The sequence below is a fragment of the Mesorhizobium sp. BH1-1-5 genome (assembly GCF_020165615.1).
In the GTDB taxonomy this organism is placed as follows: Bacteria; Pseudomonadota; Alphaproteobacteria; order Rhizobiales; family Rhizobiaceae; genus Mesorhizobium.
Genome location: NZ_JAIUIM010000001.1, coordinates 193,577 through 215,049 on the forward strand (window position 1 = coordinate 193,577; position 21,473 = coordinate 215,049).

27 protein-coding genes are annotated in these 21,473 nt (G+C 62.3%); 1 reads left to right on the top strand and 26 read right to left on the bottom strand.

Annotated elements, in window-relative coordinates:
- Positions 1-102: 102 nt before the first annotated feature.
- Genes LB572_RS00950 through LB572_RS00990 form a run of 9 tightly spaced genes read right to left on the bottom strand, consistent with a single transcriptional unit; the run spans position 103 to position 10,764 of the window.
- Positions 103-1,134 carry an acyltransferase family protein gene (locus LB572_RS00950; RefSeq protein ID WP_224666317.1) on the bottom strand — a complete coding sequence of 344 codons (1,032 nt, stop codon included), beginning with the start codon at positions 1,132-1,134 and terminating at the stop codon, positions 103-105.
- 39 nt (positions 1,135-1,173) lie between these two features.
- The gene (locus LB572_RS00955; RefSeq protein ID WP_224666318.1) at positions 1,174-1,554 is read right to left on the bottom strand and encodes a hypothetical protein; all 381 of its coding nucleotides are present in this window, start codon (positions 1,552-1,554) and stop codon (positions 1,174-1,176) included.
- Between the two features lie 11 nt (positions 1,555-1,565).
- Positions 1,566-3,242 (bottom strand): hypothetical protein, encoded by a 1,677-nt coding sequence (locus LB572_RS00960; protein ID WP_224666319.1) that lies wholly within the window; start codon positions 3,240-3,242, stop codon positions 1,566-1,568.
- Positions 3,243-3,268: 26 nt separating this feature from the next.
- Positions 3,269-4,699 (bottom strand): hypothetical protein, encoded by a 1,431-nt coding sequence (locus tag LB572_RS00965; RefSeq protein ID WP_224666320.1) that lies wholly within the window; start codon positions 4,697-4,699, stop codon positions 3,269-3,271.
- Complete coding sequence (locus LB572_RS00970; RefSeq protein WP_224666321.1) at positions 4,699-7,176, bottom strand: hypothetical protein; 2,478 nt, start codon at positions 7,174-7,176, stop codon at positions 4,699-4,701. Before LB572_RS00970 ends, LB572_RS00965 begins: the two co-directional genes overlap by 1 nt.
- A 3-nt stretch (positions 7,177-7,179) precedes the next feature.
- On the bottom strand, positions 7,180-7,596 hold the full coding sequence (locus LB572_RS00975; protein ID WP_224666323.1) for a DUF6950 family protein: 417 nt from the start codon (positions 7,594-7,596) through the stop codon (positions 7,180-7,182).
- 8 nt (positions 7,597-7,604) lie between these two features.
- Positions 7,605-8,171 (bottom strand): hypothetical protein, encoded by a 567-nt coding sequence (locus tag LB572_RS00980; protein WP_224666324.1) that lies wholly within the window; start codon positions 8,169-8,171, stop codon positions 7,605-7,607.
- The gene (locus LB572_RS00985; RefSeq protein ID WP_224666325.1) at positions 8,168-8,776 is read right to left on the bottom strand and encodes a hypothetical protein; all 609 of its coding nucleotides are present in this window, start codon (positions 8,774-8,776) and stop codon (positions 8,168-8,170) included. The genes LB572_RS00980 and LB572_RS00985 overlap by 4 nt, the downstream gene beginning before the upstream one ends.
- On the bottom strand, positions 8,776-10,764 hold the full coding sequence (locus LB572_RS00990; RefSeq protein ID WP_224666326.1) for a phage tail length tape measure family protein: 1,989 nt from the start codon (positions 10,762-10,764) through the stop codon (positions 8,776-8,778). Before LB572_RS00990 ends, LB572_RS00985 begins: the two co-directional genes overlap by 1 nt.
- A gap of 26 nt (positions 10,765-10,790) precedes the next feature.
- Here LB572_RS00990 and LB572_RS00995 point away from each other — a divergent pair, with 26 nt between their 5' ends.
- Positions 10,791-11,033 (top strand): hypothetical protein, encoded by a 243-nt coding sequence (locus LB572_RS00995; protein ID WP_224666327.1) that lies wholly within the window; start codon positions 10,791-10,793, stop codon positions 11,031-11,033.
- Here the strand turns inward: LB572_RS00995 and LB572_RS01000 are convergent, their stop codons facing one another.
- From LB572_RS01000 to LB572_RS01080, 17 genes are all read right to left on the bottom strand, one after another.
- Positions 11,034-11,192 carry a hypothetical protein gene (locus LB572_RS01000; protein WP_224666329.1) on the bottom strand — a complete coding sequence of 53 codons (159 nt, stop codon included), beginning with the start codon at positions 11,190-11,192 and terminating at the stop codon, positions 11,034-11,036. It lies immediately after the preceding gene.
- Positions 11,192-11,599, bottom strand: a complete 408-nt coding sequence (locus LB572_RS01005) for a gene transfer agent family protein (protein ID WP_224666331.1) — start codon at positions 11,597-11,599, stop codon at positions 11,192-11,194. Before LB572_RS01005 ends, LB572_RS01000 begins: the two co-directional genes overlap by 1 nt.
- Entirely contained in the window at positions 11,599-12,036 is a 438-nt protein-coding gene (locus tag LB572_RS01010; protein WP_224666336.1) for a phage tail tube protein, read from the bottom strand. Before LB572_RS01010 ends, LB572_RS01005 begins: the two co-directional genes overlap by 1 nt.
- 36 nt (positions 12,037-12,072) lie before the next feature.
- Positions 12,073-12,462, bottom strand: coding sequence for a DUF3168 domain-containing protein (locus LB572_RS01015; RefSeq protein ID WP_224666337.1), 390 nt, complete (start codon positions 12,460-12,462; stop codon positions 12,073-12,075).
- Entirely contained in the window at positions 12,459-12,884 is a 426-nt protein-coding gene (locus LB572_RS01020) for an HK97-gp10 family putative phage morphogenesis protein (protein ID WP_224666338.1), read from the bottom strand. The genes LB572_RS01015 and LB572_RS01020 overlap by 4 nt, the downstream gene beginning before the upstream one ends.
- On the bottom strand, positions 12,881-13,225 hold the full coding sequence (locus LB572_RS01025; RefSeq protein ID WP_224666339.1) for a phage head closure protein: 345 nt from the start codon (positions 13,223-13,225) through the stop codon (positions 12,881-12,883). Before LB572_RS01025 ends, LB572_RS01020 begins: the two co-directional genes overlap by 4 nt.
- On the bottom strand, positions 13,203-13,415 hold the full coding sequence (locus tag LB572_RS01030; RefSeq protein WP_224666340.1) for a hypothetical protein: 213 nt from the start codon (positions 13,413-13,415) through the stop codon (positions 13,203-13,205). Before LB572_RS01030 ends, LB572_RS01025 begins: the two co-directional genes overlap by 23 nt.
- A complete protein-coding gene (locus LB572_RS01035; RefSeq protein ID WP_224666341.1) occupies positions 13,416-13,826 on the bottom strand; it encodes a hypothetical protein in 411 nt (136 codons plus the stop codon).
- A 33-nt stretch (positions 13,827-13,859) separates the two neighbouring features.
- Complete coding sequence (locus LB572_RS01040) at positions 13,860-14,447, bottom strand: head-tail connector protein (protein WP_224666342.1); 588 nt, start codon at positions 14,445-14,447, stop codon at positions 13,860-13,862.
- A gap of 15 nt (positions 14,448-14,462) precedes the next feature.
- Complete coding sequence (locus LB572_RS01045; RefSeq protein ID WP_224666343.1) at positions 14,463-14,654, bottom strand: hypothetical protein; 192 nt, start codon at positions 14,652-14,654, stop codon at positions 14,463-14,465.
- A gap of 65 nt (positions 14,655-14,719) precedes the next feature.
- Positions 14,720-15,157 carry a hypothetical protein gene (locus tag LB572_RS01050; RefSeq protein ID WP_224666344.1) on the bottom strand — a complete coding sequence of 146 codons (438 nt, stop codon included), beginning with the start codon at positions 15,155-15,157 and terminating at the stop codon, positions 14,720-14,722.
- 78 nt (positions 15,158-15,235) lie between these two features.
- On the bottom strand, positions 15,236-16,651 hold the full coding sequence (locus LB572_RS01055) for a phage major capsid protein (protein WP_224666345.1): 1,416 nt from the start codon (positions 16,649-16,651) through the stop codon (positions 15,236-15,238).
- Between the two features lie 10 nt (positions 16,652-16,661).
- Complete coding sequence (locus LB572_RS01060; RefSeq protein ID WP_224666346.1) at positions 16,662-17,516, bottom strand: head maturation protease, ClpP-related; 855 nt, start codon at positions 17,514-17,516, stop codon at positions 16,662-16,664.
- Positions 17,513-18,766, bottom strand: a complete 1,254-nt coding sequence (locus tag LB572_RS01065; RefSeq protein WP_224666347.1) for a phage portal protein — start codon at positions 18,764-18,766, stop codon at positions 17,513-17,515. Before LB572_RS01065 ends, LB572_RS01060 begins: the two co-directional genes overlap by 4 nt.
- 8 nt (positions 18,767-18,774) lie before the next feature.
- Positions 18,775-20,478, bottom strand: a complete 1,704-nt coding sequence (locus tag LB572_RS01070; RefSeq protein WP_224666348.1) for a terminase TerL endonuclease subunit — start codon at positions 20,476-20,478, stop codon at positions 18,775-18,777.
- The gene (locus tag LB572_RS01075) at positions 20,465-21,028 is read right to left on the bottom strand and encodes an AraC family transcriptional regulator (RefSeq protein WP_224666349.1); all 564 of its coding nucleotides are present in this window, start codon (positions 21,026-21,028) and stop codon (positions 20,465-20,467) included. The genes LB572_RS01070 and LB572_RS01075 overlap by 14 nt, the downstream gene beginning before the upstream one ends.
- A 54-nt stretch (positions 21,029-21,082) precedes the next feature.
- Positions 21,083-21,376, bottom strand: a complete 294-nt coding sequence (locus tag LB572_RS01080) for an HNH endonuclease (protein WP_224666350.1) — start codon at positions 21,374-21,376, stop codon at positions 21,083-21,085.
- Between the last annotated feature and the right edge of the window lie 97 nt (positions 21,377-21,473).

Below are 21,473 nucleotides of genomic sequence, written 5' to 3' on the forward strand. Positions count from 1 at the left end.
TTCAGGCGCATGTCCGCCCGATCTAGACGAGCTTCCAAGGGAGAAAGGACCGCCGCTTGTTAGCCTGTCAGACGGGTTACAAAATGCCGTCGCGGCGTTGTGCTAATTGGCGAAACCAATAGGCACAGGCGATGCATTCGACTTTGGTTCGCTGTTGCGAATGCGATCTCTTATCGGATCGATAAAGCGGGTCTGGAAAGTCACCAGTATCTGTGACAGCACCAGCATCAGAAACAGTGAAACAGAGAACAGGATAAGGCCGCGAGGCAACCCGTTCAGCAAAAGTTTATGCGCGACAATGGCTACAAGATAATGTGTCAGGAAGACCGGATAGGCCAGTTCTCCCAATGCCTTGTCCAAGCCGCCTGACCTAAGGCCGCCAAGTGCGATGACAAGGGCGGCCATGGTTGCAATGCCGACATATGAGACGACCTCAGGGGCCAAACGATCGATGGCGCCGAGGTGAAAAGTCAACGCCAAGACAGCTGCCCAAATAATGCCGATGACAATCCTCCAAGACCTGCCGAGTGCCTTGGCGAACCAAGTTACAGCCTGTTCTCCATGGAAATAAATGAGGGCGCCGATCGAGAAAGGCAGCATCGCTGCATACCAAGGAAAATAGCGAACGTTGTGATCAGCCGTTACGGCAAATGCGGCGATGTGAACTGCCGTCGAGATCACAAAGGCCACCCAGGCACCACGCGAGCTGCGGGCCGTGAAGGCCCATAGGATCGCATAGTTGACCAACTCAACGGCTATTGACCAACTTACTGGCACAAGGCGAAACGGAGGCATGTTGACAGTCGGCAGGAGCAGGAAGCTCTGCAGCCAAGGCCAAACTCCTTCAGGCATATAATAGCGATTGTTAAACTCTCCTGGGCTTGGCAGCCAAAGCACCGCAGGCACCGAGAGAAGGGCAACAACCAAGTACATCGGGTAGAGCCGCAGAAACCTGTTCAAGGCGAATGGTCCCGCTCGGAACCTGTAGACATCATTCAGGACGCGCGTCATCAGATAACCGGAGAGCACGTAGAACCCAAAGACAGCATGCTTTCCCAGTGACGAACCGTGAGGTGGCCCGATATGGGTGTAGACTACCAATATTGCCAGAAACAGTCGCAGGGCGCCGAACATCGCCGGCACCTATAGCAGCCTTGGAGATTCTGTTGAACACTAAGTTTCGGCGCCAGATGAAGCAGCCGCCAAATCGGCCAGCAACTTGTCGTTCGCCTCGGACAGCGCAGCCGTCTTTTGCTCGGCCGCACCGATGGCGCTGTTGAGGCTATCGATCGTCTTCCTCAGTTGCGCTCCCTCAGCCCTGCTTGCTTCAAGCTCGGCCAAGGTCTCTCTGTTAATGGCCGATAGGATCGCGGGGACATCCCAGCCAGAAGCAACCGCTTGTTCGGAAGACATGATCGGCAGCGGCGGATGCGGTCGCCCCGCCGGATCGGCTCCCTCAAGACCAAGGATGACATGCCATGCTGTCGGACGTTTATCGTCGCTGCGTCGGCCACGGTAAAGGAATTCTTCAACGTAGTAGCTAGGATTTGCCAAGTGAGTTCTCCTTAAGAAACGACGATGCCATCGGGCCAGCGCCAATTGGTTCCGTCGCTGATGGCGAGGCGTTTGTTCGAGGTACCGTCAGAGACATAGATCATCTGCGCCGACACGGAGGCGCTTGGGACCGTGGCCACTGTGTAGCTACGCAGATGGAGATGAGAGTTGGCATCAACGATGACCTGCGCGTTGGCCCGATGGCTGATGACGCCGGCATTGTCGATCCGAAGGCGCTCGTTTAGCGTGGTTGAGCCGTCCTGCGTCGTGGCCAATTCGATGCGGCCGGGCATGTCGCCTGCACCAGGAGTCCCATCAACAACGACCTGTATGCGAGCAGCAGGCGGGAAATTAGTTCCGTCATCGCCAAAAGCCTGGATCGAGCCAAGCGTATCTCCAGAAGAGACAATGCCTCTCGTCCCGGCGGTCGCGCCGCGTGACTTGGCGAGACCTAGCGTCGCGCCGCCTGTCGATGCAGCCCAGCGGTAAATGTCTGCCTGCGCATCAGTCCCTAGGCCGTGGACTTGTAGAATAGGGGATTGGTTGTTGGTCGCGCCCACAGGCACCGAGGCGATATGGCCGAAGAGCCATTGGCCGGCCGCCGTGAGCCGACCTTTGATGGTGGTTGCCGTCCCGCCGGAATTCGTGCGGAAATTGATAGCAGCAGGCGTGCTATCGACTGCTTGAGCGCCATCAGCAACAGCCTGAATACTAATTCCGTCGATGAACTTTGTGCCATCAGACAGGGCGGCAATCCAAGAGCCGATGCCGTCATCATTCGAAAGCGCAGCGTGGGCGCCGATGGTCGCGCTCTTGCTGTGGTTAAGATAATGTTGGACGCCGGTACTGGTGTTTTGCCAGCGATATTGCGCAATTGTCGTAGTGTCTGTGTCAGTACCGTGGACTTGCAATTTCGGATGCGAGCCAACGATGTTCATTGATATCGATTCGTCGTTGCCGAGATTAAATCTCCCGGCCGTGTCGATAACGCCTGCGAGGACGCCGGCGGTCGAAAAACCAATTATGTCAGCGTCTGGAGAATATATGCCCGTATCGGCATCGCCATCGAAAGCCAAACTTGGCCCTGATGCCGACCCCGGCGACAGCAAGACCGTGTTAGCCCACTCGGCGTCGCCATCGGTCCCGCTCGCCTTGAGCAGAAACTGTCCGGTCGCGCCTCCTGCTGGCAGGCCATAGCCACCCACGCCAACGCCCGGCACGCCTTGCTCACCCTTGGGGTCGAACGGCCCCTCCCATGCCGTTCCGGTCCAACGGTAATAGGCGAAAGCGACACCGAATTCGGCATGGCAGAACCAGAAGCCCTCGTCGTCGGTCGAAAGCACAAGCGCGTCACGCTCGGCGAGCGTTCCAGATGCGTCCGGGTCTATCGATACAAGCGACAGTGTCACCAGGACGCGCGAGAGCCGGTCATAGAGATCGACCACGCTGGCGGCGTCGGAATTGTCGCGCTGGATGGCATAGGCAGCACCGGTCGCCGTCGTGCCCGGCCACGGATAGGCAAGCGTCAGCGACGTGTCGCTTTCGACCGAGAGGATCGGCACCGACACGCCGGCACTGGAAAACATGCCGCCGTTGACGCCGGCAACGGCCCACGCCGTGCCGGATCCTGTCACCACGCCGTCGCCGTTCGTCACGGAGACCGTGCCGTTCAGGTAGATCGATATCATGTGAAAAGGCCTCTGAGGCTGCGATGTCAGTTCGGCACGGCAAGGACGTAGTAGCGGAGAACCCAGTTGCCGTTATCCTCGTCGTAGACGGTGAACTTCACCTTGTCCGCCGACGCGTCATATTCCCAATAGTAGGAGAGCCAGAGCGGCGCGCCCGTGAATCCTGCCGTCCAGCGGCCATCGATCAAGATATCGCCGTCGTTCATGTTGGCGCTGGCGCCGACTTTCTGGATCGCGGTCAGGATGATCGGCGGATTGTCCAGAGCAGGGATCGTCAGGTCATAGGTGCGAAGCGTGAGGCTTCCCGGCGTTCCGGCGAAAGACGTGCCGGCGATCTTTCCATAGGCGACGACAGGGCAATATTTATACTGGCTCCAAAGCAAGATGTCGGCCGGCACAGGCGCCGAGACATCGGCGCCGGGGCGCATGATCTTGATCTCGCCGTCCTCGGTATAGAGGATCTTGCCGCCACCGCCCGACGTCGGCGGGTCCTTGCTTTCGACAAGCACGAGATAGAAGCAGGAGACGGCCTGGTTGTTGCGGTTCGTGATCTTCACGTCGTTGCCGACGATCTCCGCCTCGAAAGCCATGCCAGGCGTGACGAACGAGGCGGTCGGCGTCGAAAGCGACGCCATGTTGCCGGAAGAGTTCGCGCCAATCAGGAACGGAAACGCGCCGTCCGGCACATCGACGCCCGTCGGGATCGTCACCGTGGCGCCGGCCGCGATGCTGGATGCAAACCCTTGCGTGACGACGCCGATCGGCCGCTGGTCCTCATGGATCATACATTGCGTCCGCGAGGCCGTGCGGGCGTCAAAGCCGCCGCGCGCGACCCGCGCCTTGCCGGTCTTCTCGTCGAAGACGGCAAAGCAATCGCCGGGAACCGGCACGCCCGTCAGGGCGGTGTAATCCCGATCGCATGGAAAGCGCGTGACGACGGACATGTTGGCATAGCCGAAGTCCGTCAGCGGATAGCCGCATAGCATCTCGTCAGGATGGCCGGTGCCGCTGCTGTTGAAGAAGGCCGAGAGCCACGCCGACGACGTGATGTTCTTGACCTTGCCCATGGCAAGCGGATTGCCGTTGAGGCCGGCGCTGGTAAGCCGGAAATAGTAGATCTTGCCGGTGGCCGGATCGTAGCTGCGATGCAGAATCAGCGGCAGGAAGCCATAATAGGCAATGGCGCGCGCCGCATGACAGAACACCCAGTCGTAACCGCTGATCACCTCGTTTTTCAGGACGTAGTTCGATGAATTGGAGCCGGGTGGATAATAGGTCGTCGTGCCCATCGGCCATTCGATGATGTCGTCGATATAGCTGTATTCCGTCGTCTCGGAATTGAAGCGGAACTTCTCCCAGTCCGTGTTGCTCGTCGCCTCCGGATCGTCGGCGGCGTCCGCCATGATCTTGAGAACCGGAAACCCGCTCTTCAGCCCCAGGAACCCGCGCGTGGCCATCAGGCGAACAGCTCGATCTTGGCTTCTGTGCCGCTACCGGTCAGAACCAGCTTTTCGTTGGCCGACTTCAACACTTCGAAGATTGCGGTCGCCATGCGCGCGACCTGCAGTTTCAGTTCGCCATCCTCGTACACCAGCGGCGTACCATCATTGGTTCCGTCGGTGACGATGAACTGATCAGCCTTGACGACGAAGCGCGAGAAGGGCTGCAGCGGATCGCCGCCGACAAAGCCCGCCTGCCAGAGCGTCGAGGCCGTCACCCAGTCGTCATCTACTGACGCACGCACCTCTAGGAGCACCTGCGCCACGACATCGCCAGCGCCGGCCGTCGCGCGCATGCGCCACAGGATGCCGGATGAGGCATCGCCGACGGTCGCCTGCACGGCGTCGAGGATTTCCGCCTGCGCGACAAGGCCTGCCTCGGTTTCCTCGATCGAGGCCGACATCTCGCGCAGCGCCGTCGCCGTGGCGTTGCGGAAGCGAACCGCGACCGAATTGTCCTTGGCGACCCGGCCGCCCGCATCGATCGCCGCCGCGGCGAGCTGGTCGAGCCTGTCATAAGCATTCTCGATATCTGCGACCAGCGACTGGAACAGGCCGTAGATATCGGCCTGCACCTGGCCGAGCCCGACCGACACTGACGGCAACGTCGCGGCCGGCGTGTCGACCGTCGCCCAGTCGGTGAAGAAGGTCTCTCGCGGCGGATCGGCGATGATGCGGTGGCGATACTCATAGGTGGAGTTCGCCAGCACGCCGTCGCTGGTGATGAGCAATTGCGACGGCACGTCGGCCCGCTTGACGATGCTGTTGGTCTGGCCTTGCGGCCGGTATTCGACCTCGACCGCGACAATGGTGATGTCGGTGAAGGCATTCCAGGTGAAGCGCAGGCCGGGAATGCGCTCGGTCGAGCCGGCGATCTGCTGGCTGATGCCGGCGGCGAGGAAGTTCACGGCAGCGGTCTGGTAATCCGGCGGTCCGGGCAGTTCCGGAACGGGCGGCACCGTCGTGTAATCGGTGCCGTCGAAGATGCCGTCGCCGACTTCCTGCAGCGTCAGATAGATGTTGCGTGCCGCCTTGTCGCCGAGCGGGCCGAGGCGCTTTTCGAGAATCTGGAACTTGCGGTCGCCGAACTCGGCTGAGTTCCATTCCACCCAGCGGCCGACCTTTGCATCCGCCAGATATTTCGGGTGGATGCAGATTTCGCCATTGGCCTGAAAACGGCTGGCCTTGAAAGCGATATCTACCAGGCGATCGGCAACCGCTGCCCTGTTGACCGCGCCGAACGGGATCGAGACGGCCAGGCGCTCGCCGTCTTCGGCAAGCGCCGTGGGGTCGATGCGCACGGCGAAGGGCGTCTGCTCATAGAAATTGTCGGCATCGCGATAGGTGCCGGACAGCGTGTTGATCAATTCCGACGTCGTGCGCTTCAATGAAAAGCGGAACGGCTCGTCGATCATGACATCGTCGTCGGTGAACGTCAGCACCGTGGATTGCGCGGCGCCTACGATCGGGAACTCTCCGGACGCGTCCTCGACCCATGTCGCGGCACAGGCCTCGAACAGCGGTTGCATGTTCTGGTCGTGGGTTACGCCCGCGCCGGCCGCTGCGATGATGCCGGCCGAATAGCGCCTCAGCAGGCCGATCGTCTCGTCGCTAACGTTCGCGCCAAGCGTCCATTCGCCGAGCGGCAGGCGCGCTGCCGGCGCGCCCTTGCCGACCATCATTTCGGTGCCGTTGAAGAAGCCGCGTTCCAGCGCGTATTGCATCAGCACCGGGTTTTCGCTGAATTCCCAAGTCGACTGGTCGTTCCAGCGATGCGCGCCGGTGCCACCGACGGAGCTATCCTTGCGCCAGTCGTAAAGCGGCGCGCCCTGTACTTCGAAGAAGGCGTCCCAGGGCTGCTGCATCTTCTCGCGGTCGAGCTGCTGGGTGACGACGGCATAGGCGACGCCAGCGCCGCGATGATCCTCGGTCCAGCGGCCGGCAGGATTGGCCTTCTGGATAAGCTCGGGATCGGCGGCCTGGTCCATGGTGCCGATATAGACCTTGAGCCAGATTTCGCCCTTGGTGCCCTGCACGCGAAAGCCCCGAAGCGCATCCTCGACGCCGCCGAGCGAGCGCCATTCGCCTTCGGCCCGCACGCGCGTGACGCCGGCAATCCGGAAATGTGACAAGACATAGACGTCCTGCACGGTCCGGTTGCCGCTGCCATAGGCATTGCGATAGACGTGCTGCCCGGCGGTGCCATAGAAGCCGAGGCCGACGGTGCGCGCCAGGTCCTCGCCATAGCTGGTGTCGAGCTGCGCCGCCTGCGCCTGCGGCTTCTGCTGGCCGAGCACGGCGCCAAGCGCATATTTGAGCGCCAGGCCGAGGCCGAACTTGGCAAGGCCGGCGATGACGCTCGATGCGCCAAGCCAGCTGGCGACGCCGCTGATGGCCGTCGTGACGACCGTGATGAGCGGGGCAAGGAACGGCATCGGTCAGCCGACCTTGAACGCCGATTTGATTTCGGTCTGCGGCAGGAAGAGCAGGCCGGTTTCGACCTTCATGGCAAAGCCCCTATCGCAGATGAAGCCCGCCGCCAGCATGCCGTCACGCTCGACGATGCCGCCGTCGCCGCGCTGCGCCAGAAGCCGCCCGACCGGCGGAAACAGGCTGGCAAGCACTGCCTCGACATCGTCGAAGCCTTTGCGCTTGATGAGACCGAGCGCGCCCCGGGCTGTCTTGTAGCTGCCCCTGATCGACGCTGCAGGATCCGTGCCCGTCACCGCCTCGACGGCGTCGGCGAAGGTGAGCAGGCAATCGGCGACGCCCCATTCGCCGGGCAGGCTGATGTGTCGATTGACCACGCGCGCGAGGCGGCGGTCCCAATCGGGCAACCGTGTGAGGTCGAGCATGGAAACTCTCAGTCGAACTTGATGTCGAAATATTCGTGCTTCACCGTCGAGGCGAACTCGAAGAAGCGGTCGCCTGGCGAGACGAGCTGCTGATCCTGATGGCTCGCCGTGCGGTAGCCGTCGCGATGATTGGCGATGGCGCCGGACCGCACATTGCCGATCAGCTTCTTGTCGCCGTCCTCGCGCGAATGGTCGACGGTATCCATGAAGCCATAGGCGCCGGGCTCGGCATGCAGGAACGACCGATCGTCGGGATCGAAATAGAAATCGAAGACCGTGACCGGCCCGTTCTTATAGCCTTCATCCTCGATCAGCAGCAGTTTGTCCGGCGTCAGGCCGGAATCGCGCTTGGCTGGCAGCTCGGCGGTGAAGGTGGAAGCGGCGGTGCCGAGACCGTAGACCGGCTCGGAAACATCGATCAGCGAATTCGGCCAGTAGACCAGGCCGTCGACCGTGACATCGCCCTTGCCGTTCCAGAAGCCGTATGTGCCTGTCGTGCAGGCGATCTTGATGCCGGAACGGATCACCGCCCGACCTTCGGAAAGAAGCGTCTGCAGGCGCGTCGGGAAGCTCATTTCGGGATTTCCACAAGCGTGAAGGTCGCAACCGGCTTCGGCTCGTCGGGAATGGAAAACGATCCGGGCATGAGCCGCATGTTGGCGACGGGGTTCTTGAACGCTATGACGGCGCTGGCCGTGATATAGGCAGGCACGGCCGGCTCGACCGTGACGGTGATGGCGTTGCCGGCCGCCATGCCGCCCGACTGGATGCGGAACAGCGAATTGTAATCGCCCGTCGTCGCCGAGATCAGGTCGCCCGGGCCGAGCGTCAGACCGTTGTCGACGCTGTTGATGGCAAGCTGGTTGCCGGTGATCGACACCAGGTTGCCGGCATTGGCGAGCGCGGCGTTGCCGGCATCACCCCAATAGGCGCGCGGCACGCACATGTGCTTCGGCGTATAGAGCACAGTCGTCAGGCCGCCGCGACAGGCATCCTTGAAGGCCTCGACGAGCAGGCGTTCGGAAGCCTTGAGCGGCTTGGTGCGCATCTGGATCGACCAATAGGCGTCGGCATATTCGACGAACGCCATGGCCTTGGTGCCCGAACGCGACACGGACACCGATTCCACCAACTGCGGATAGGCATGCTGGAAGCCGACAGCAGGAAGCGCGATTGCCATCAGCCGAGGTCCATGCCGCGAATCTTGGCCTGGCGCAGCGCCTTCAGCGTGCGCGGCAGGAATTCCTTGTCGAGGAACTTGCGCATCTGGCTAAGCACCGCCTCCGTATCGCCATTGCCGTTCATGCTGATCTGCGGCGCGAACACGGGGCTGATGGTGGCGCCGGAGGCGGAGCTGCCGGCATTCTGCACCGATGGCACCGACGGCAGGATGGTTCCCGACTGGTTCGGCACGAACAGTTCCGGCCGCTTCTCGCCGACGATGTAGGGCTTGCCGGCCTGCACCGGGCCGCCGGCCGCGCGCAGGCCAAGCGCCGAGATGATGCCGGGATCGCTGCCGCCGCCGAGCCCGAGAGCGCCGAGCAGGCTGCCGAAAATGCCGCCACCGCCGCCCGCCGCGCTGTTGGCCTGCAGGATGGCATCGATCAGATCGTTCTCGATCTTGTCGATGATCTTGTCGAGCGCGTTGAGCGCGATGTTGCCGAGATCCTGCCAGTCGAGCTTGCCGTCATCGAGCGCACTGCGCAGATCGCCAAATGCGCCTTGCAGGATATCGCGCTGTAGCGCCTGCGCCTCGCGCGCCTCCTTCAACGCCTCGGCCTGCTGCGCATAGGCGTCGGCAACGGCATTGATCGACGCAACTTGCTCGGGCGAGAGGTGGATCGAATCCAGATCGGTCTGCCCCTTGCGGACGGCCTCCTCGCGCAGTTGCTTCAGCGCCTGCTGTTCGAGATCGAGCGCGATCTTTCGGCGCTGCTGCTCCTCGAAGGAGAGCCCGAGCATCGAGGCTTCCTGCTGAAGCGCCGCCGTGCGGTCGCGGATCGACTGGATGTCTTCGTTGATGCGATCGTCGGCGGTTGCTCGCTGGCCCCTCGAAGCCCTTCGAGCAGCTGCAGCCGCAGCTTTCTCCTGTGCGGCAAGGACATCCTCGCGGTTCGGCGCGCTGTCGGGCGTGGGCGCGCTATCCGGCAGACTGAAACGCGGATCGTATCCAAGCGTCTTTCCAGTCGGCGAGCGGCCATTCGGAGACCCCGAACCACCGAACACCTTGTCGACCTCGCCGGCAAGCGACGCCATCGTCGGTATCAAGGCCGCGGCGCGCCCGGCGAGGCTTTCCAGCATGGCGATGAAACCGTCGCCGTTGAGCTTCGCATCGGCGAATGTCGACCTCGCCGCGTCCATGACGTCATTGAAATCCTGCTGGGTGACAGTGCCGTTCTCGACCTGCTTCTTCAGCTCTTCGAATTTGTCGCGGAGATCCTGCGCGGCAGCGTTCTGACCGAGCGTGTTGAGCTTGTCCTGAAGGTCTGCAATCTCCGCAGTGGCATCAGCGAACCCCTGCACAAGCGGCTCGCCCGAATTCTCCCTGGCGGCGATGAGAGCATTCAGCTTGTCCTGCTGGTCGGCAAGCCGGGCCTGCTCGTCGGCGTAAGCCTTGAGCGCAGGCAAAGCAGCGCCCCACTGCGAGGCGACCTTCTGGATAAGGTCGGCTTCGCGCTTCAGCGTTTCCTCGGACTTCTCGCCCCCGGTTGCCAGCGACGCGAAATACTGGATGGCCGTGCCGCCAAGCGCGATGATCGCGATCGTCGCCAGCCCGACAGGATTGACCAAGGAAGCAAACGCGCCGCCAACAGCGGTGATTGCTCCCTTGGCGCCGGCCGAGCCGAGCGCCTGCTGAATCTGTGTTCCCTGTTGGATGGCGATCAGGAACGGCGACTGGCCGCCGGCAAGCTGAACACCGATATCGTTGAGCTGCGCGGCAAGATTTCCGGTCTGGAACGAGGTGTTCTGGATCGATTTCGACATCTTGTCGAAACTTGGCGTACCGCGCGAGCCGACGCGCGCGAGCGTGTTTTCAGCGCGCGTGCCAGCCGCCTCGATACCGGCAAAGTTCTCGTTCGCCGCCGCGCGCGACTTGGCCAGGGCCTTGTCAAGCGCGTCGAACTTCGCTTCAAAGATCGCCAGCAGACGCTCGGCTTCGATCGCCATGGGGGAGGATTACCTTGGAAAGTTGGTTGAAAGCGCTGATCGCGGCGGCGTGCATCGTCATCATCGTCGCGGGTGGCTATTTTCTTGTCGGCGAGCTTCGGGCCAAACGGGCGCGCGACGCAGCCGAACAACGGGCCTTGGACGTCCTCGCTTGCAATGGCGCTCTGCAGGCAACAAGCGATACACTGATCAAACTGCGCGAAGACTGCCTCAGCCGAGGCCTGATCACCGCCGACGAATATTGGGCCTCAAAGCAACCCAAGAGTTGATCAGTTCAACATACCCCTCGCCTTGGCATAGGCGAGCTCGAATTCATCCACCGTCGGCGGCGCTGGCGGCGTATCTTCCGATGCATGCGCGGCATTCCATGCCTTGACGATTGCCGTCCACTGGCCGAGCGACAGCGCGCCGACGTCCGGAATACCCATCAGGACGGCGTTGCCGTGGATTGCGCCGAAGTCGAGCCGCTTGACTTCGGCGCCTGCTGTTCCCCCGGCGCGTCATCCTCGAGCGATGGCGCGTGAACACGTTCCATCGCCGCACGCAGGATGACCTCGCCGAGCGCCACGCTCTCGGCGAGCGGACGCTCGTCGACATAGCGCTTGACCAGCATCCGGGCCTCGACCGGCTTCATGCCGCCGCCCATCAGCCCGAGCCGGATGGTCTCGGAATAATGCTTCAAGCGTGAGAACGGCACCTGCGCGTTCATGGCGGCATAGAGCAGGAAAACCGACATATCGACGGACGCTTCCAACTCCTCGATCTCGGCAAGGCCGAGGCGGAAGGTGTGCGACCCTCCCGCCCATTCGAGATCGATTGCGGCGTGCCGGCTCATCAGGGGTTCGCCGTCCAGGTGACCGCGCCGTCGGAGACCAGCGTCACGGTCGACGTCGCGGTATCCTTGTTGCCGTCGGCCGTCACCTCAAACTGGGTGAGCTTGAACGCACCCAGCCAGTAACCGGCCGTGGTGACGTTGAAACGGACGTTCTTGGCGTCGTCGCCATTGTACCAGTCCCACCACTCGCCGAGCGAAGCGGCATAGAGCATGCCGGCCCCGCTGATCGTAGCCTGCAGGCCATCCTTTGTGACGGACTTCCACGCCGGATCCTCCGGATTGTCGCAATCCGGCATGATTGTCTCGTTGGTTTCCGACGTGAACTGCACGCCACGCTTGGTATTGATCAGGCAGTCGTGATCGAAGACTTCGGGGACTGCGCCGTTGCCGATCTGGACGAGCAGCTTCGACCCCGTAACGCGAGGCACAGCGGTCATGATGGTTCTCCTATGGTTGTGCCCGTCCGGGCCGGGTTATGCCGGGTCTATCAAGGCCCGGAAGGAAACGACGGCATGTTCTGTCAGGCCGTCTGGGTCGCGGAAAAACCGCGTCGTCTGATGCTCGATCTCCACCAGCGTGAAGCCGGCTACCGCGGTGATGCCGAGCACGGCAGTCACGACCTGCGCGGCAATCGTCTTGACCTCGATCTTCGACCCGCTTGCCGGTCGCGACCAGCAGTGCACATCCGAAAAGACTTCCCACGCGGCCTGGCAGGTGTTGGTGTCGTCAATCACCTGCTCATCGCCGATCGTGATGCGCGGGAACGGGTTGCTCTCGGGCACTTGGTCGAACACGTTAGCGCCGCAGTCGGTCGCGCCGCTTAACACGGCGAACTGCGCCTTCTGGAATTCGGGGCCGATCATTTGCCGAAGGCCTTCCTTGCGCCGTTGCGGATGGCGCGAGAGAGCCGATCCTTCGCCCGCTTCTTGCCGAACCGGAAGCCGGGGTAGAAAAATGGATTGGCCGCCATCTTGACCGTGCCGAATTCGTTCCAGCGCGCCCAATAGGCTTCGCTGCTGCCGGCATACATCGTTACCGACAGGCCGCTTTCGGCCTTGGCTGCGCGGGCGTTGGCGGCTGTCGTGTTCAGCGACCCGGCCGGTGCATCACCAAAGCCATAGCCGATGCTCACCGCCAGCCTGCCGGTGCGCTTCGGCGCGAAACGACGCATCAGATCGGTCGTCTCTTCCGCCGATGTTTCAAGCGCCTGTGCGACCTCATCGCGGATTGCCTGCGGCAGCGCCGCGATCTGCTCCAGAAACTGGTCTTTGCCCTTGATTTTCACTGCGCAACGCCCTTCTGGCAGAGAAAGTCGATGAACTGCCTATCGAGGCCCGGCGTTATGTCGCGGATTGCGAAGACATCGCCGTTGCGCTTGTCCCGAATCCGCCAGTCGGTCGTGACACCGCGCGTTTGCGTCGAGGCGCGCACGCGGATCACCTGTGGGTGCTGTCCCTCGAGGCGCGCCGCCTGGACGCTCTCGCCGCCGCGTAGATGCAGATAGGCGGCACGGCAGGCGAACTGCTCGGTAAACGCCGTCGTGGTGCCGCCGGCGCCGTCTGACGCCGTGCCCTTCTTGTCGAAGGCGACGCTGTAGAAGAGCTCACCGGCCGTCGGCTTGCGCATCGCTCACTTCCTCGAAGGCTGCATCCTTGCGCGGCTTCCGGCCGGCGACGGCCTTTCCGGCGGCCTTGGCCGCGGCGGCGCATTCGCGGGTGACGTTCAACTCCATGCCGGCCTTGTAGGCCGTGGTGCTCCGGCCGCCGAACGTGGCAGGAGAGAAGTCGAAGTCAGCCGTGAAGCGGACCCACGCCATTTAGTTCGAAACGCCGGTATACTGATAGTCGAGCGCAAGCACCGAAGCGGACTTGGCGAGCCCGACGAGCTGCACATATTCCCCGGTACCGATGTCGGCGACCGGGCAGATGCCACCTGGCGTATCCGACAGGTAATAGGCGACGCCGGGCGTCAGCACCGCGCCGATGGTGATGTCGCCGCCCTTCTGGAACTTGACCGGCTGGTCGAGCGCAGCGCCGTTCAACGCCGTGCCGATCGCCTTGCGGGCTTCGGCGGAAGCAGCATTCGAATCGGCCTTCATCAGCTTCTTCGAGGTGCTGTTGAGATAGACCTGCTGCCCGGCCGTGATGGCCTCGCCGGCAGATGCGCTATCGGTGACGGCATTCGCGCCAGCGACGACGCTGGCGGCGGTGATGGAAAGGTCGGCCATGGGAATGGTGCTCCGTTGGAGGTGAGGAAATAGCTAAACGCCGACGCGGCGATAGGGAGCGATTAGGGCGTCCACGGCCATCGGAAGCGGCGCGGCGGAATCGCCAATCGCGACGGCTTCGCGGTTCGCATACCAGTGAGCGGCGAGCATCATGATCGCGACTTTGATCGCGGACGGCACAGCATCTACGGCGCCGAACCCGGCAGTGAATTCGATGCGTACCGGATCGGAGCGCTGATCGTTCAGAGCCGGTGCATCGAAATTATCGCGCAGCCGTATGAAGGCGCCGCGCGCATCCGACAATGTCTCATAGAGGGTGTTCGAAACCGTCTGTTCGGCATCGGCCGTGTCGGAATACTTCACGACGATGTTGGCCACGTCGGGAAACGGCAGGCGGAGATCGCGACAGGCCGGCCAGCATCCGAAATCCTGCCGCCAGCCTTGATTGACGATGCAGCGGCCCAAGACACCGGTCCACCCGTCAAGATGGTCAGTCGCCGTCTGCACCAAGATGCCGAGAAGCTCGTCGTCATCGGTGAAATCGACGGCATTCGCATGCCGTTTGATCTCATCGAGGGAGACGGCAGCAGTCGGCGCCGTGGTGCGGACGGGTCGAAGCATGAGGAACGCCTTTCCTTACTTGCCGCGCCGGCCCTTGGACGGCTTGGCATCGTCCGTGGTTTCGTCGGCTGCGATCTCGGTGGCGAGTTTTTCGCGGACCGCGACATCGGCGAGGTTGCCCTCGATCTCGGCGCCGACCTTGAAGGTTTCGGATTCGCCGTGATCGTCACGGCGGCCGACGAATTCCTTTTCGACAATGGCTTTCATGGGTTGTCTCCTTGGCAATGGAGACCGCCATCACGCTGGCGGCCTCATCGCTGGTTTGGGGTTGATCAGGCTGCGTTCGGCTGCGGATTGTTGTATCCGCTGCCCTTGATCACGGCGGCATAGAGCGGCGTGCCGGTGCCGTGCGTGCCGCTGAAATCCGCCAGAAGCTTGAGATACCGCTTGCCGCCCTTGTAGCCGTATCGGCACGATTCCGCCGCCGCATGAGCGGCGACAAGCGACTTGATGATGCCGTTGGCGATACCCGACACGCCAAGCATGTCGGCATCGGTGACGGCCGAATAGGACACATTGTCATCGGAGTGGGTGAGCTTGAACTCGATCTTGTTGGTGGCATCGAATGTGATGCCGCCGACGCCGATCGCAAGCTCGATTTCGGCGGCATTGAAGCCCTGCAGGTCGATGGCGGCCGGCGTATTATCCGCCGCAAGCACCACAGGGCCGAACGCGTTCACGATTGCGAGTTTCGAATGCAGGTCCTTCATCGGACTGCTCCTTCTGGAATGAGTGGAGAGCGATGGGCGCCGCCGACTTGCGGCGCCCCAGGAAGCGTCACGTTGCTATCAGGTGCTGCACTTCAGCAGCTTGATCGCCTCGAAGTTCGAGACGCCGCCGCCGACACGCTTGGTCGTGTAGAAGTGGACGTACGGCTTGTTGGTGAACTCGTCGCGCAGGACGCGGACGCCCTGGCGATCGAGGATCAGATAGCCGCGCTTGAAGTCGCCGACAGCAACCGGGAAGGTGTTGGCGCCGACATCGTTCATGTTGTCGTCGGTGTAGACCGGCTTGCCGAAGATGGTCGGCACCTTCTCGGTGGCGGTCGGCGGTGCCCAGATATAGTCGCCCTGGGCATCCTTGAACTTGCGGACCTTGCCCTGCGTGATGTCGGTCATGAGGAAGGAAGCGTTGTTGCGATAGCCCTGCTTCAGCGAGTAGAGCAGGTCGAGCAGCGCATCCGCCGGGCTCACCGTCGTCGAGGTAGCAGCGAAGTCAGACGCCGCGCCGGTGACGACGAAACCGAGATTGCCCCACGAGTAATTGGCATTGGCCACCGTCGGATAGGCCAGGATGCCGCGCGGACGCTTCACGCCATTGCCGGTCACGAAGGCAGCGCCTTCCTGCTCGGCAAAGGTGATGTTCACCTCGTCGGCCAGCCAGGCGCCGATATCGATGATACCGTCGTCGAGCATGTTCCGGGTCGTGGCCGGATTGGCGTAGAGTTCCATGATGGTGAAGATCAGTTCGCGCAGCGTCGGCGTGCCGGTCTGCGGGCGCGCTTCCTCTTCGCCGACCCAGCCGGAACCGGCGCCGCCCATGTTCACCAGTTTCTTGTATTCATTGGTGCCGATGGGAAGGATGGTCGCGAGCTGGCGCATGATGGACGTCGTGCCCATGATGCGGTCGATCGTCTTTTCGGTCTCGGTTGGCACAAGATAGCCGCCGTCCGGATCCGACTGAGTGGTGAGCGCCGCCTTGACCTGCAACTCGCCGAGATTGCCGACCTCGCCCTTGCGGAAATAGCGATTGAAGGCCTTCGCGTGCTCGCCGTTGGTCGGATCGGTGTTGCCGGCCGTGCCGCCAACCTTCAGAGCGGCGAGCATGACATTGGTTTCGTCGATCGCCTTCTGCAGCTTCGCGATGTCGGCGTTGATGCGGTCGACCTTTTCGGTCTGGACCACGTCGGCCTGACCCTTCTTCAGGTCGGCGATGGCCTTGTCGTTCTCCGTCTTGAAAGCCTCGAAGGTCTGCTTCAGCTCGTTGAGGATGGCGGTCGCGCTCGCGCCGCCGTCATTACGGATGGCGACAAGGCCGCGCGCGCGGTGATTGAGAACAGGAGCGCACATCATGGCCATGCTGGTGCCGACGCCGTGCGGCACCAGGCCGGCGACGTGGGAGAGATGATCGGCCGGCATTGCGAACGAGACGCAAACGACCGCGATGACGGCGCAAAGCACCGCCAGAAAGAAAGCCTTTTTCATGGCTTGGGTCCTATTTTTTGAGGGTGTTGATCAACTGCCGGACGGCAGCTTCATCGATGCCTGCATCTCGCGCGGCGGGTTTGCGGCTTGCATCACGCGGGGCCGCCAGGACGCCCATCTCCGAAAGGAGTTCAGAGCGCTTGTCTCGGGAAAAGCCGGCCTTGGCGAGCGCGGCTTCCGTCTGTCTGCGGGCCATGAGCCCGCGATCCATGTTCTTGGTGTTCGAATCGGGCACAGTAATGCCCTCATCGACGGCGTCAGCGAAACCATTCTTCACGGCTTCGGACGGCCCCATGAAGGTCTCTGCATCCATGAGCTTCTCGACGGCCGGGCGGTCCTGTCCGCTGCGCGCCATATAGATGTCGACAATGGCGCTGTCGAAACCGTCGAACAGGGTGGCAGCGTCGCGCATGTCATGCCGATTGCCGATGACGACGCCCCATGCGTTGTGCACCATCATGAAGGTGCCGAGGCCCATGCGGATATCGTCGCCGGCCATGGCGATGATCGAGGCGGCCGACGCTGCCCATCCCATCACCTGAATGTTCACTTTTGCCGGGTGTTCGCGCAGCAGATTGTAGATCGCGATGCCCTCGAACATGTCGCCGCCAGGCGAGTTGATCTGGACGGTCACATCCTTCGAACCGATCGAGCGCAAGGCGGCCGACATGCGCTTCGCCGTGAAGCCGCCGCCGGTCCACCAATCCTCGCCTATGACGTCGAAGATGGTGATGGTGTTCGGATCGTCCGCAGCCGCGGCGTGCGGCGTCTCCGCCCACTTGGCGAGCACATCCGACGGCGCGTCCCACTGAAAGTTCTGTGGGCGCTGGAAGGTTTTGGCCTCAGGCAGCTTGCGCAGGGTCATTTCGTTACTTCCTTTGACTTGTCGACGGTGATCAGGGGGTTTTCGTAGACGTCGCCTCCCTCGATCGGATTCATGTCTTCCATCGCGCGAACGTCGTTCGCCGACATGACCTTGAGCTGACGTCCGATGCTGTAGGCTTCCCACCTGGTCTTGATATCACCCCGCACCAGGGCCGCCCGGTTGAACCGAACGTAAAGGTTTGGCTCGTCTGCTGGGATCAGATCCCGCGTGATCGTCTCTTCCCAAGTGGTGAGATCATCTTCGGCGCTGAAGGTGATGAAGCCTTGCGTCTGCTGTTCAAGGCCGGTGCCCCAACTCGTCGACTTTTCCGTGTCGCCGATCATGTGCGGCGGTACGCCAAAGAACATGGCGATGTCGGTGCGCGAAAATTTTCGGCTCTCGATCCATTGGGCATCTTCTGACGTCATCGCCAACGGCGAAGTGTCCATGCCCTCCTCGAGGATGAGCGCTTTGCCCTCGCTCTCGCCGCCGCTGCGATAGTCATCGAGGCTGGCCTTGAGGAAATCGAGACCTTCCTTACCAAGCTTCTGCGGGTGCTTGAGAACGATGCTGACGCGAGCACCGTTCTTGAAGATCGTGGAGCCGTGATTTGCCATCGACTGATCCAGTCCGATGGTTTCGCGGGCATAGGTCAGCACGGAAACGCCGTTGACGCCGTCCAGCGTCAAGCCGACCAGGTGCATCACCTCCTTCTGCGACAGCGTGACCTGGCGACCGTCCTTACGGGTGTAGACGTAGCTCAGTGACAGATCGTCGGCCTGTTTGCACTCGACGCGATCCGGATGCAGTGGGATCAGTTCTAGTGCTTCGCCACGCGACCAGACGATAAGCGAATAGGCGTTGCCGCGAAGCAGGAGATGCGTCTCTTGCATGCGCTTGAATTGGCTCGGCGTCTGCCAACGGTTCGGCCGGCGGCGCAGCAATTTCCAGAGCCAGTGATCTGACGCGTCCTTGCGCGTCCGGTCATCCACGCGCAGCTTCACATCGATCGGCAGATTGGCAACGACGCTCGATCGAATCCGAGTGCAGGCATAGACAGCCGCCGAGCGCATGGCCGTATCAGCCGTGACCAGCGTGCCGGAAGAGCTAAAGCTGCCGGCACGCATCGCCTCTTCGAGTTCGGCGGACGTGGTGATGAGCCGGCCAAGGCCTGCGCTCTGCACCGCGGCGCGCGGCTCAGCTATTGCGACCGCGCTGCCTTTTCCGAACCAGCCTGACCAGAAAGCCATTTGGTCTCCTAAAGGGCCATGATGCCGCGTTCGCGGTAGACGCTGTTGCCGAAGGCTTCCGGGTTCCAGCTCATCAGAATCGCCGCGCACAGCATGGCGATTACAGGATCAATCTTGGTGCGGCCGGCGGCCTGCTTGGTCGCCATGTTGCCGTTGCCCTTGATCTCGATCTTCACGTTTCCGACCGCCCACGCCATCATCGACGAGCCGTCATGGCTGATCGTGTCGTCGGAAAGCTTGTGCTCGAGTCCCCATAGCGCCGGCGACAACGCCGGGCCCTGACGGAGCCGGTGCAGCATCGGGCCGGCGATACCTTTCAGCGCCAGAGCGTCGACGAGCGCGGCGATGTTGTTCGGGTCGAAGCCGAAGGCGTTCTTTTCCGGAAGCAGGCCGGCGTCGCGCACCTGCGCGACAATCTCGGCGATACGGGCGATGTAGGTCGACACCCCGCAGATGGTGAGCGAGCCTTCGGCCTCGAAGTCACGCAGCCGCGGCGCGATCTCCTTGCGCACTTCAAGCACCTTCGGATGGGCAAAGGCATGTGCCCACACCAGCCAACGGCGAGTGACCTTCTCGCGGCCGATGACGCACACGCCGAAAAGATCGTCCAGGCCGCCGCCGTCGGCACCGACAACCGCCACCTCGCAGCGCTCGATCAGGGCTTCCAGCGACGCCAGCGACGGATCGGCCCGGTCTTCCCAATAATCGGCGCCGCGCCAACCGTCGTCGCCGAAACCAACGCCGATTTCGATGTTAAGATGCTGCGAGAGCCAAATCTGCTCGGCTTCCTGCGTCGCCCGACCGTTGTTCTCATAATCGGCAATCAACCGTTGCGGGTCGATCGAGCGGCCAATATTCGGTAGCAGATAGCGCCAGTTGCGCTGGTCGCGCCAGAACGCCTGGTCGCGCTGTTTGTCGGCCGGAAACTCGTACAGCACTGGAAGCAGGATCGGCGCTTCGCCGCCCTTGCCGTCACGGATCTTGCGCGCCTTGTCGAGTTCGGTCTTCCAGATGCCAGCCGGCTGTTCGTCGGACTGCGTCGTGATCATCAGCAGCTGGCCGCCCTGCATGGTGATGCCGCCGCCGCGTATCTGCTGCATGACGGCGGCGGCTCCCTTCTTCTTGCCCAGTTCGTGCACCTCGTCGATGATCGTCAGGATCGGGATTTCGCCGGTGACGATCGAGGTGTCGAAGGACTTCACGTCGAGCTGCGTGCCGGTCTTGCGGCGCTCGATGCATTTCAGATGATCCTGCACCTTGAAGATGGCGTCGAGCCGAGGATCGAGCCGGATCATTCCTTGCGCCTGGTCGAAGCACCGCTCCGAGATGTTCTGGCTCGGCGCCACGATCAGCATCTGCCGATTCGGCGCTTCCTCCATGAACAGCGCGGTCAGGCCGAGCGCAGCGACGTAAGTCGTCTTCGAGTTCTTCTTGGGAACCATGCAGAGCAGTTCCCAGACCAGGCGCTGTTTTGTCTCCGGATCCTCGCTGGCGAGGAAGGCGACGAGGATTTCGCGGAACCACTCGCCGCACGCGTCCGCCAGAGGCGGGTTACCTGGAACGTCGGGCAGCTTGAGCCGATTGAAGAACGCCAGCGCCTTTGCCGCTTTCGCCTGGTTGAGCGGCACGTCGGCCATCGGCGTCTGACCGGCCTTGATGCGCTCCCACCAATCAGGGCAAGCGAACCGCGGCGTTGTCTCAGTGGCGAGCATTCTGTGCCGCTTCGCTTTCAAGCTCGGCCATCAGGTCAGCATCGGCGGCATGGGCCCGCTGCTCGTCGATCTTCTTCTTTCCGAGCCTGTCGTTGGAGGCAGGCGCAGCGCTGTCGCTGCCTTTGCCCATGGAAGCCTCGATCGTCATGCGATCGTTGCGGTCGATCATGGCGCCGAGTTCGCGCAAGGCGGTGACGTTGCCGGCGTTCGCCTGCTCGAAGGCGATCTCGAAGCGCCTGGCATCGAGCCGATCGCGCATGGCGTCGCGTTGCTTCATGTCGGCTCTAAAATACCGCTTCAACGTCGCCGGAGAGACCCCGATCGCGTTGGCGATCCGGCTATTGACCCAGCCCAAGGCCATCAACAGCTTGACTTTGTTGCGATCTTTTTCGGTCGGCTCATACGGCGGACGGCCGCGGTTACCGAAGCCCTCACGAACCGGATGACCGAACAGGTCAAAATTCGGCTCCATCAGAAAAAAATCTCCGAATGTGGGGGACGCGGGTCCAGGCGATCCATGGTCGGGGAGTTTTGACCCACCCCCCTCCATGCGAGGGTGAGCCCTGACAAGGAGCGTCGACGCTGACAAGGCGAGGCGATGGGGCTAGTACCAGACGCCGCGGTGCTGCAGGCTGGCCTGCTCCGCCTTCTGCGCCTCGCTGTCGTGCCATTCCTTCGAGACAGCCATCAGGTTGTCCTCATCCCAGAAAAGCAGTTCATTGCCGCGATGCTCTTTGTCGTGGTGGATGACCGGGCTGTTCGGTGCAGGGTGCTTACCGATCAGCAGCACGCCAGTCTTGCGGCAGGTGTACATGTCGCGAAGCAGGATGCGCTCGCGCAGCCGCTGCCATCGCACCGTCTTATACCAGCGCCGCCAAGGCGCTGCGTTGCTGCTCATTGTCTGGAATCTTTCCCATCGCGGGGAAGCATACCGGGCCGTGCCCTTCGCTTCGCCTGGGTCCTGCTGGCGCTTCCACCGTGTACGGCGTGCGACT

What these genes read in the sequence shown, in the direction of transcription:
- LB572_RS00950 (WP_224666317.1), bottom strand. Translation starts at nt 1,134, where the DNA reads ATGTTCGGCGCCCTGCGACTGTTTCTGGCAATATTGGTAGTCTACACC.
- LB572_RS00960 (WP_224666319.1), bottom strand. Translation starts at nt 3,242, where the DNA reads ATGATATCGATCTACCTGAACGGCACGGTCTCCGTGACGAACGGCGAC.
- LB572_RS00965 (WP_224666320.1), bottom strand. Translation starts at nt 4,699, where the DNA reads ATGGCCACGCGCGGGTTCCTGGGGCTGAAGAGCGGGTTTCCGGTTCTC.
- LB572_RS00970 (WP_224666321.1), bottom strand. Translation starts at nt 7,176, where the DNA reads ATGCCGTTCCTTGCCCCGCTCATCACGGTCGTCACGACGGCCATCAGC.
- LB572_RS00975 (WP_224666323.1), bottom strand. Translation starts at nt 7,596, where the DNA reads ATGCTCGACCTCACACGGTTGCCCGATTGGGACCGCCGCCTCGCGCGC.
- LB572_RS00980 (WP_224666324.1), bottom strand. Translation starts at nt 8,171, where the DNA reads ATGAGCTTCCCGACGCGCCTGCAGACGCTTCTTTCCGAAGGTCGGGCG.
- LB572_RS00985 (WP_224666325.1), bottom strand. Translation starts at nt 8,776, where the DNA reads ATGGCAATCGCGCTTCCTGCTGTCGGCTTCCAGCATGCCTATCCGCAG.
- LB572_RS00990 (WP_224666326.1), bottom strand. Translation starts at nt 10,764, where the DNA reads ATGGCGATCGAAGCCGAGCGTCTGCTGGCGATCTTTGAAGCGAAGTTC.
- LB572_RS01000 (WP_224666329.1), bottom strand. Translation starts at nt 11,192, where the DNA reads ATGGGTATTCCGGACGTCGGCGCGCTGTCGCTCGGCCAGTGGACGGCA.
- LB572_RS01005 (WP_224666331.1), bottom strand. Translation starts at nt 11,599, where the DNA reads ATGAGCCGGCACGCCGCAATCGATCTCGAATGGGCGGGAGGGTCGCAC.
- LB572_RS01010 (WP_224666336.1), bottom strand. Translation starts at nt 12,036, where the DNA reads ATGACCGCTGTGCCTCGCGTTACGGGGTCGAAGCTGCTCGTCCAGATC.
- LB572_RS01015 (WP_224666337.1), bottom strand. Translation starts at nt 12,462, where the DNA reads ATGATCGGCCCCGAATTCCAGAAGGCGCAGTTCGCCGTGTTAAGCGGC.
- LB572_RS01025 (WP_224666339.1), bottom strand. Translation starts at nt 13,225, where the DNA reads ATGCGCAAGCCGACGGCCGGTGAGCTCTTCTACAGCGTCGCCTTCGAC.
- LB572_RS01030 (WP_224666340.1), bottom strand. Translation starts at nt 13,415, where the DNA reads ATGGCGTGGGTCCGCTTCACGGCTGACTTCGACTTCTCTCCTGCCACG.
- LB572_RS01035 (WP_224666341.1), bottom strand. Translation starts at nt 13,826, where the DNA reads ATGGCCGACCTTTCCATCACCGCCGCCAGCGTCGTCGCTGGCGCGAAT.
- LB572_RS01040 (WP_224666342.1), bottom strand. Translation starts at nt 14,447, where the DNA reads ATGCTTCGACCCGTCCGCACCACGGCGCCGACTGCTGCCGTCTCCCTC.
- LB572_RS01045 (WP_224666343.1), bottom strand. Translation starts at nt 14,654, where the DNA reads ATGAAAGCCATTGTCGAAAAGGAATTCGTCGGCCGCCGTGACGATCAC.
- LB572_RS01050 (WP_224666344.1), bottom strand. Translation starts at nt 15,157, where the DNA reads ATGAAGGACCTGCATTCGAAACTCGCAATCGTGAACGCGTTCGGCCCT.
- LB572_RS01055 (WP_224666345.1), bottom strand. Translation starts at nt 16,651, where the DNA reads ATGAAAAAGGCTTTCTTTCTGGCGGTGCTTTGCGCCGTCATCGCGGTC.
- LB572_RS01060 (WP_224666346.1), bottom strand. Translation starts at nt 17,516, where the DNA reads ATGACCCTGCGCAAGCTGCCTGAGGCCAAAACCTTCCAGCGCCCACAG.
- LB572_RS01065 (WP_224666347.1), bottom strand. Translation starts at nt 18,766, where the DNA reads ATGGCTTTCTGGTCAGGCTGGTTCGGAAAAGGCAGCGCGGTCGCAATA.
- LB572_RS01070 (WP_224666348.1), bottom strand. Translation starts at nt 20,478, where the DNA reads ATGCTCGCCACTGAGACAACGCCGCGGTTCGCTTGCCCTGATTGGTGG.
- LB572_RS01075 (WP_224666349.1), bottom strand. Translation starts at nt 21,028, where the DNA reads ATGGAGGGGGGTGGGTCAAAACTCCCCGACCATGGATCGCCTGGACCC.
- LB572_RS01080 (WP_224666350.1), bottom strand. Translation starts at nt 21,376, where the DNA reads ATGAGCAGCAACGCAGCGCCTTGGCGGCGCTGGTATAAGACGGTGCGA.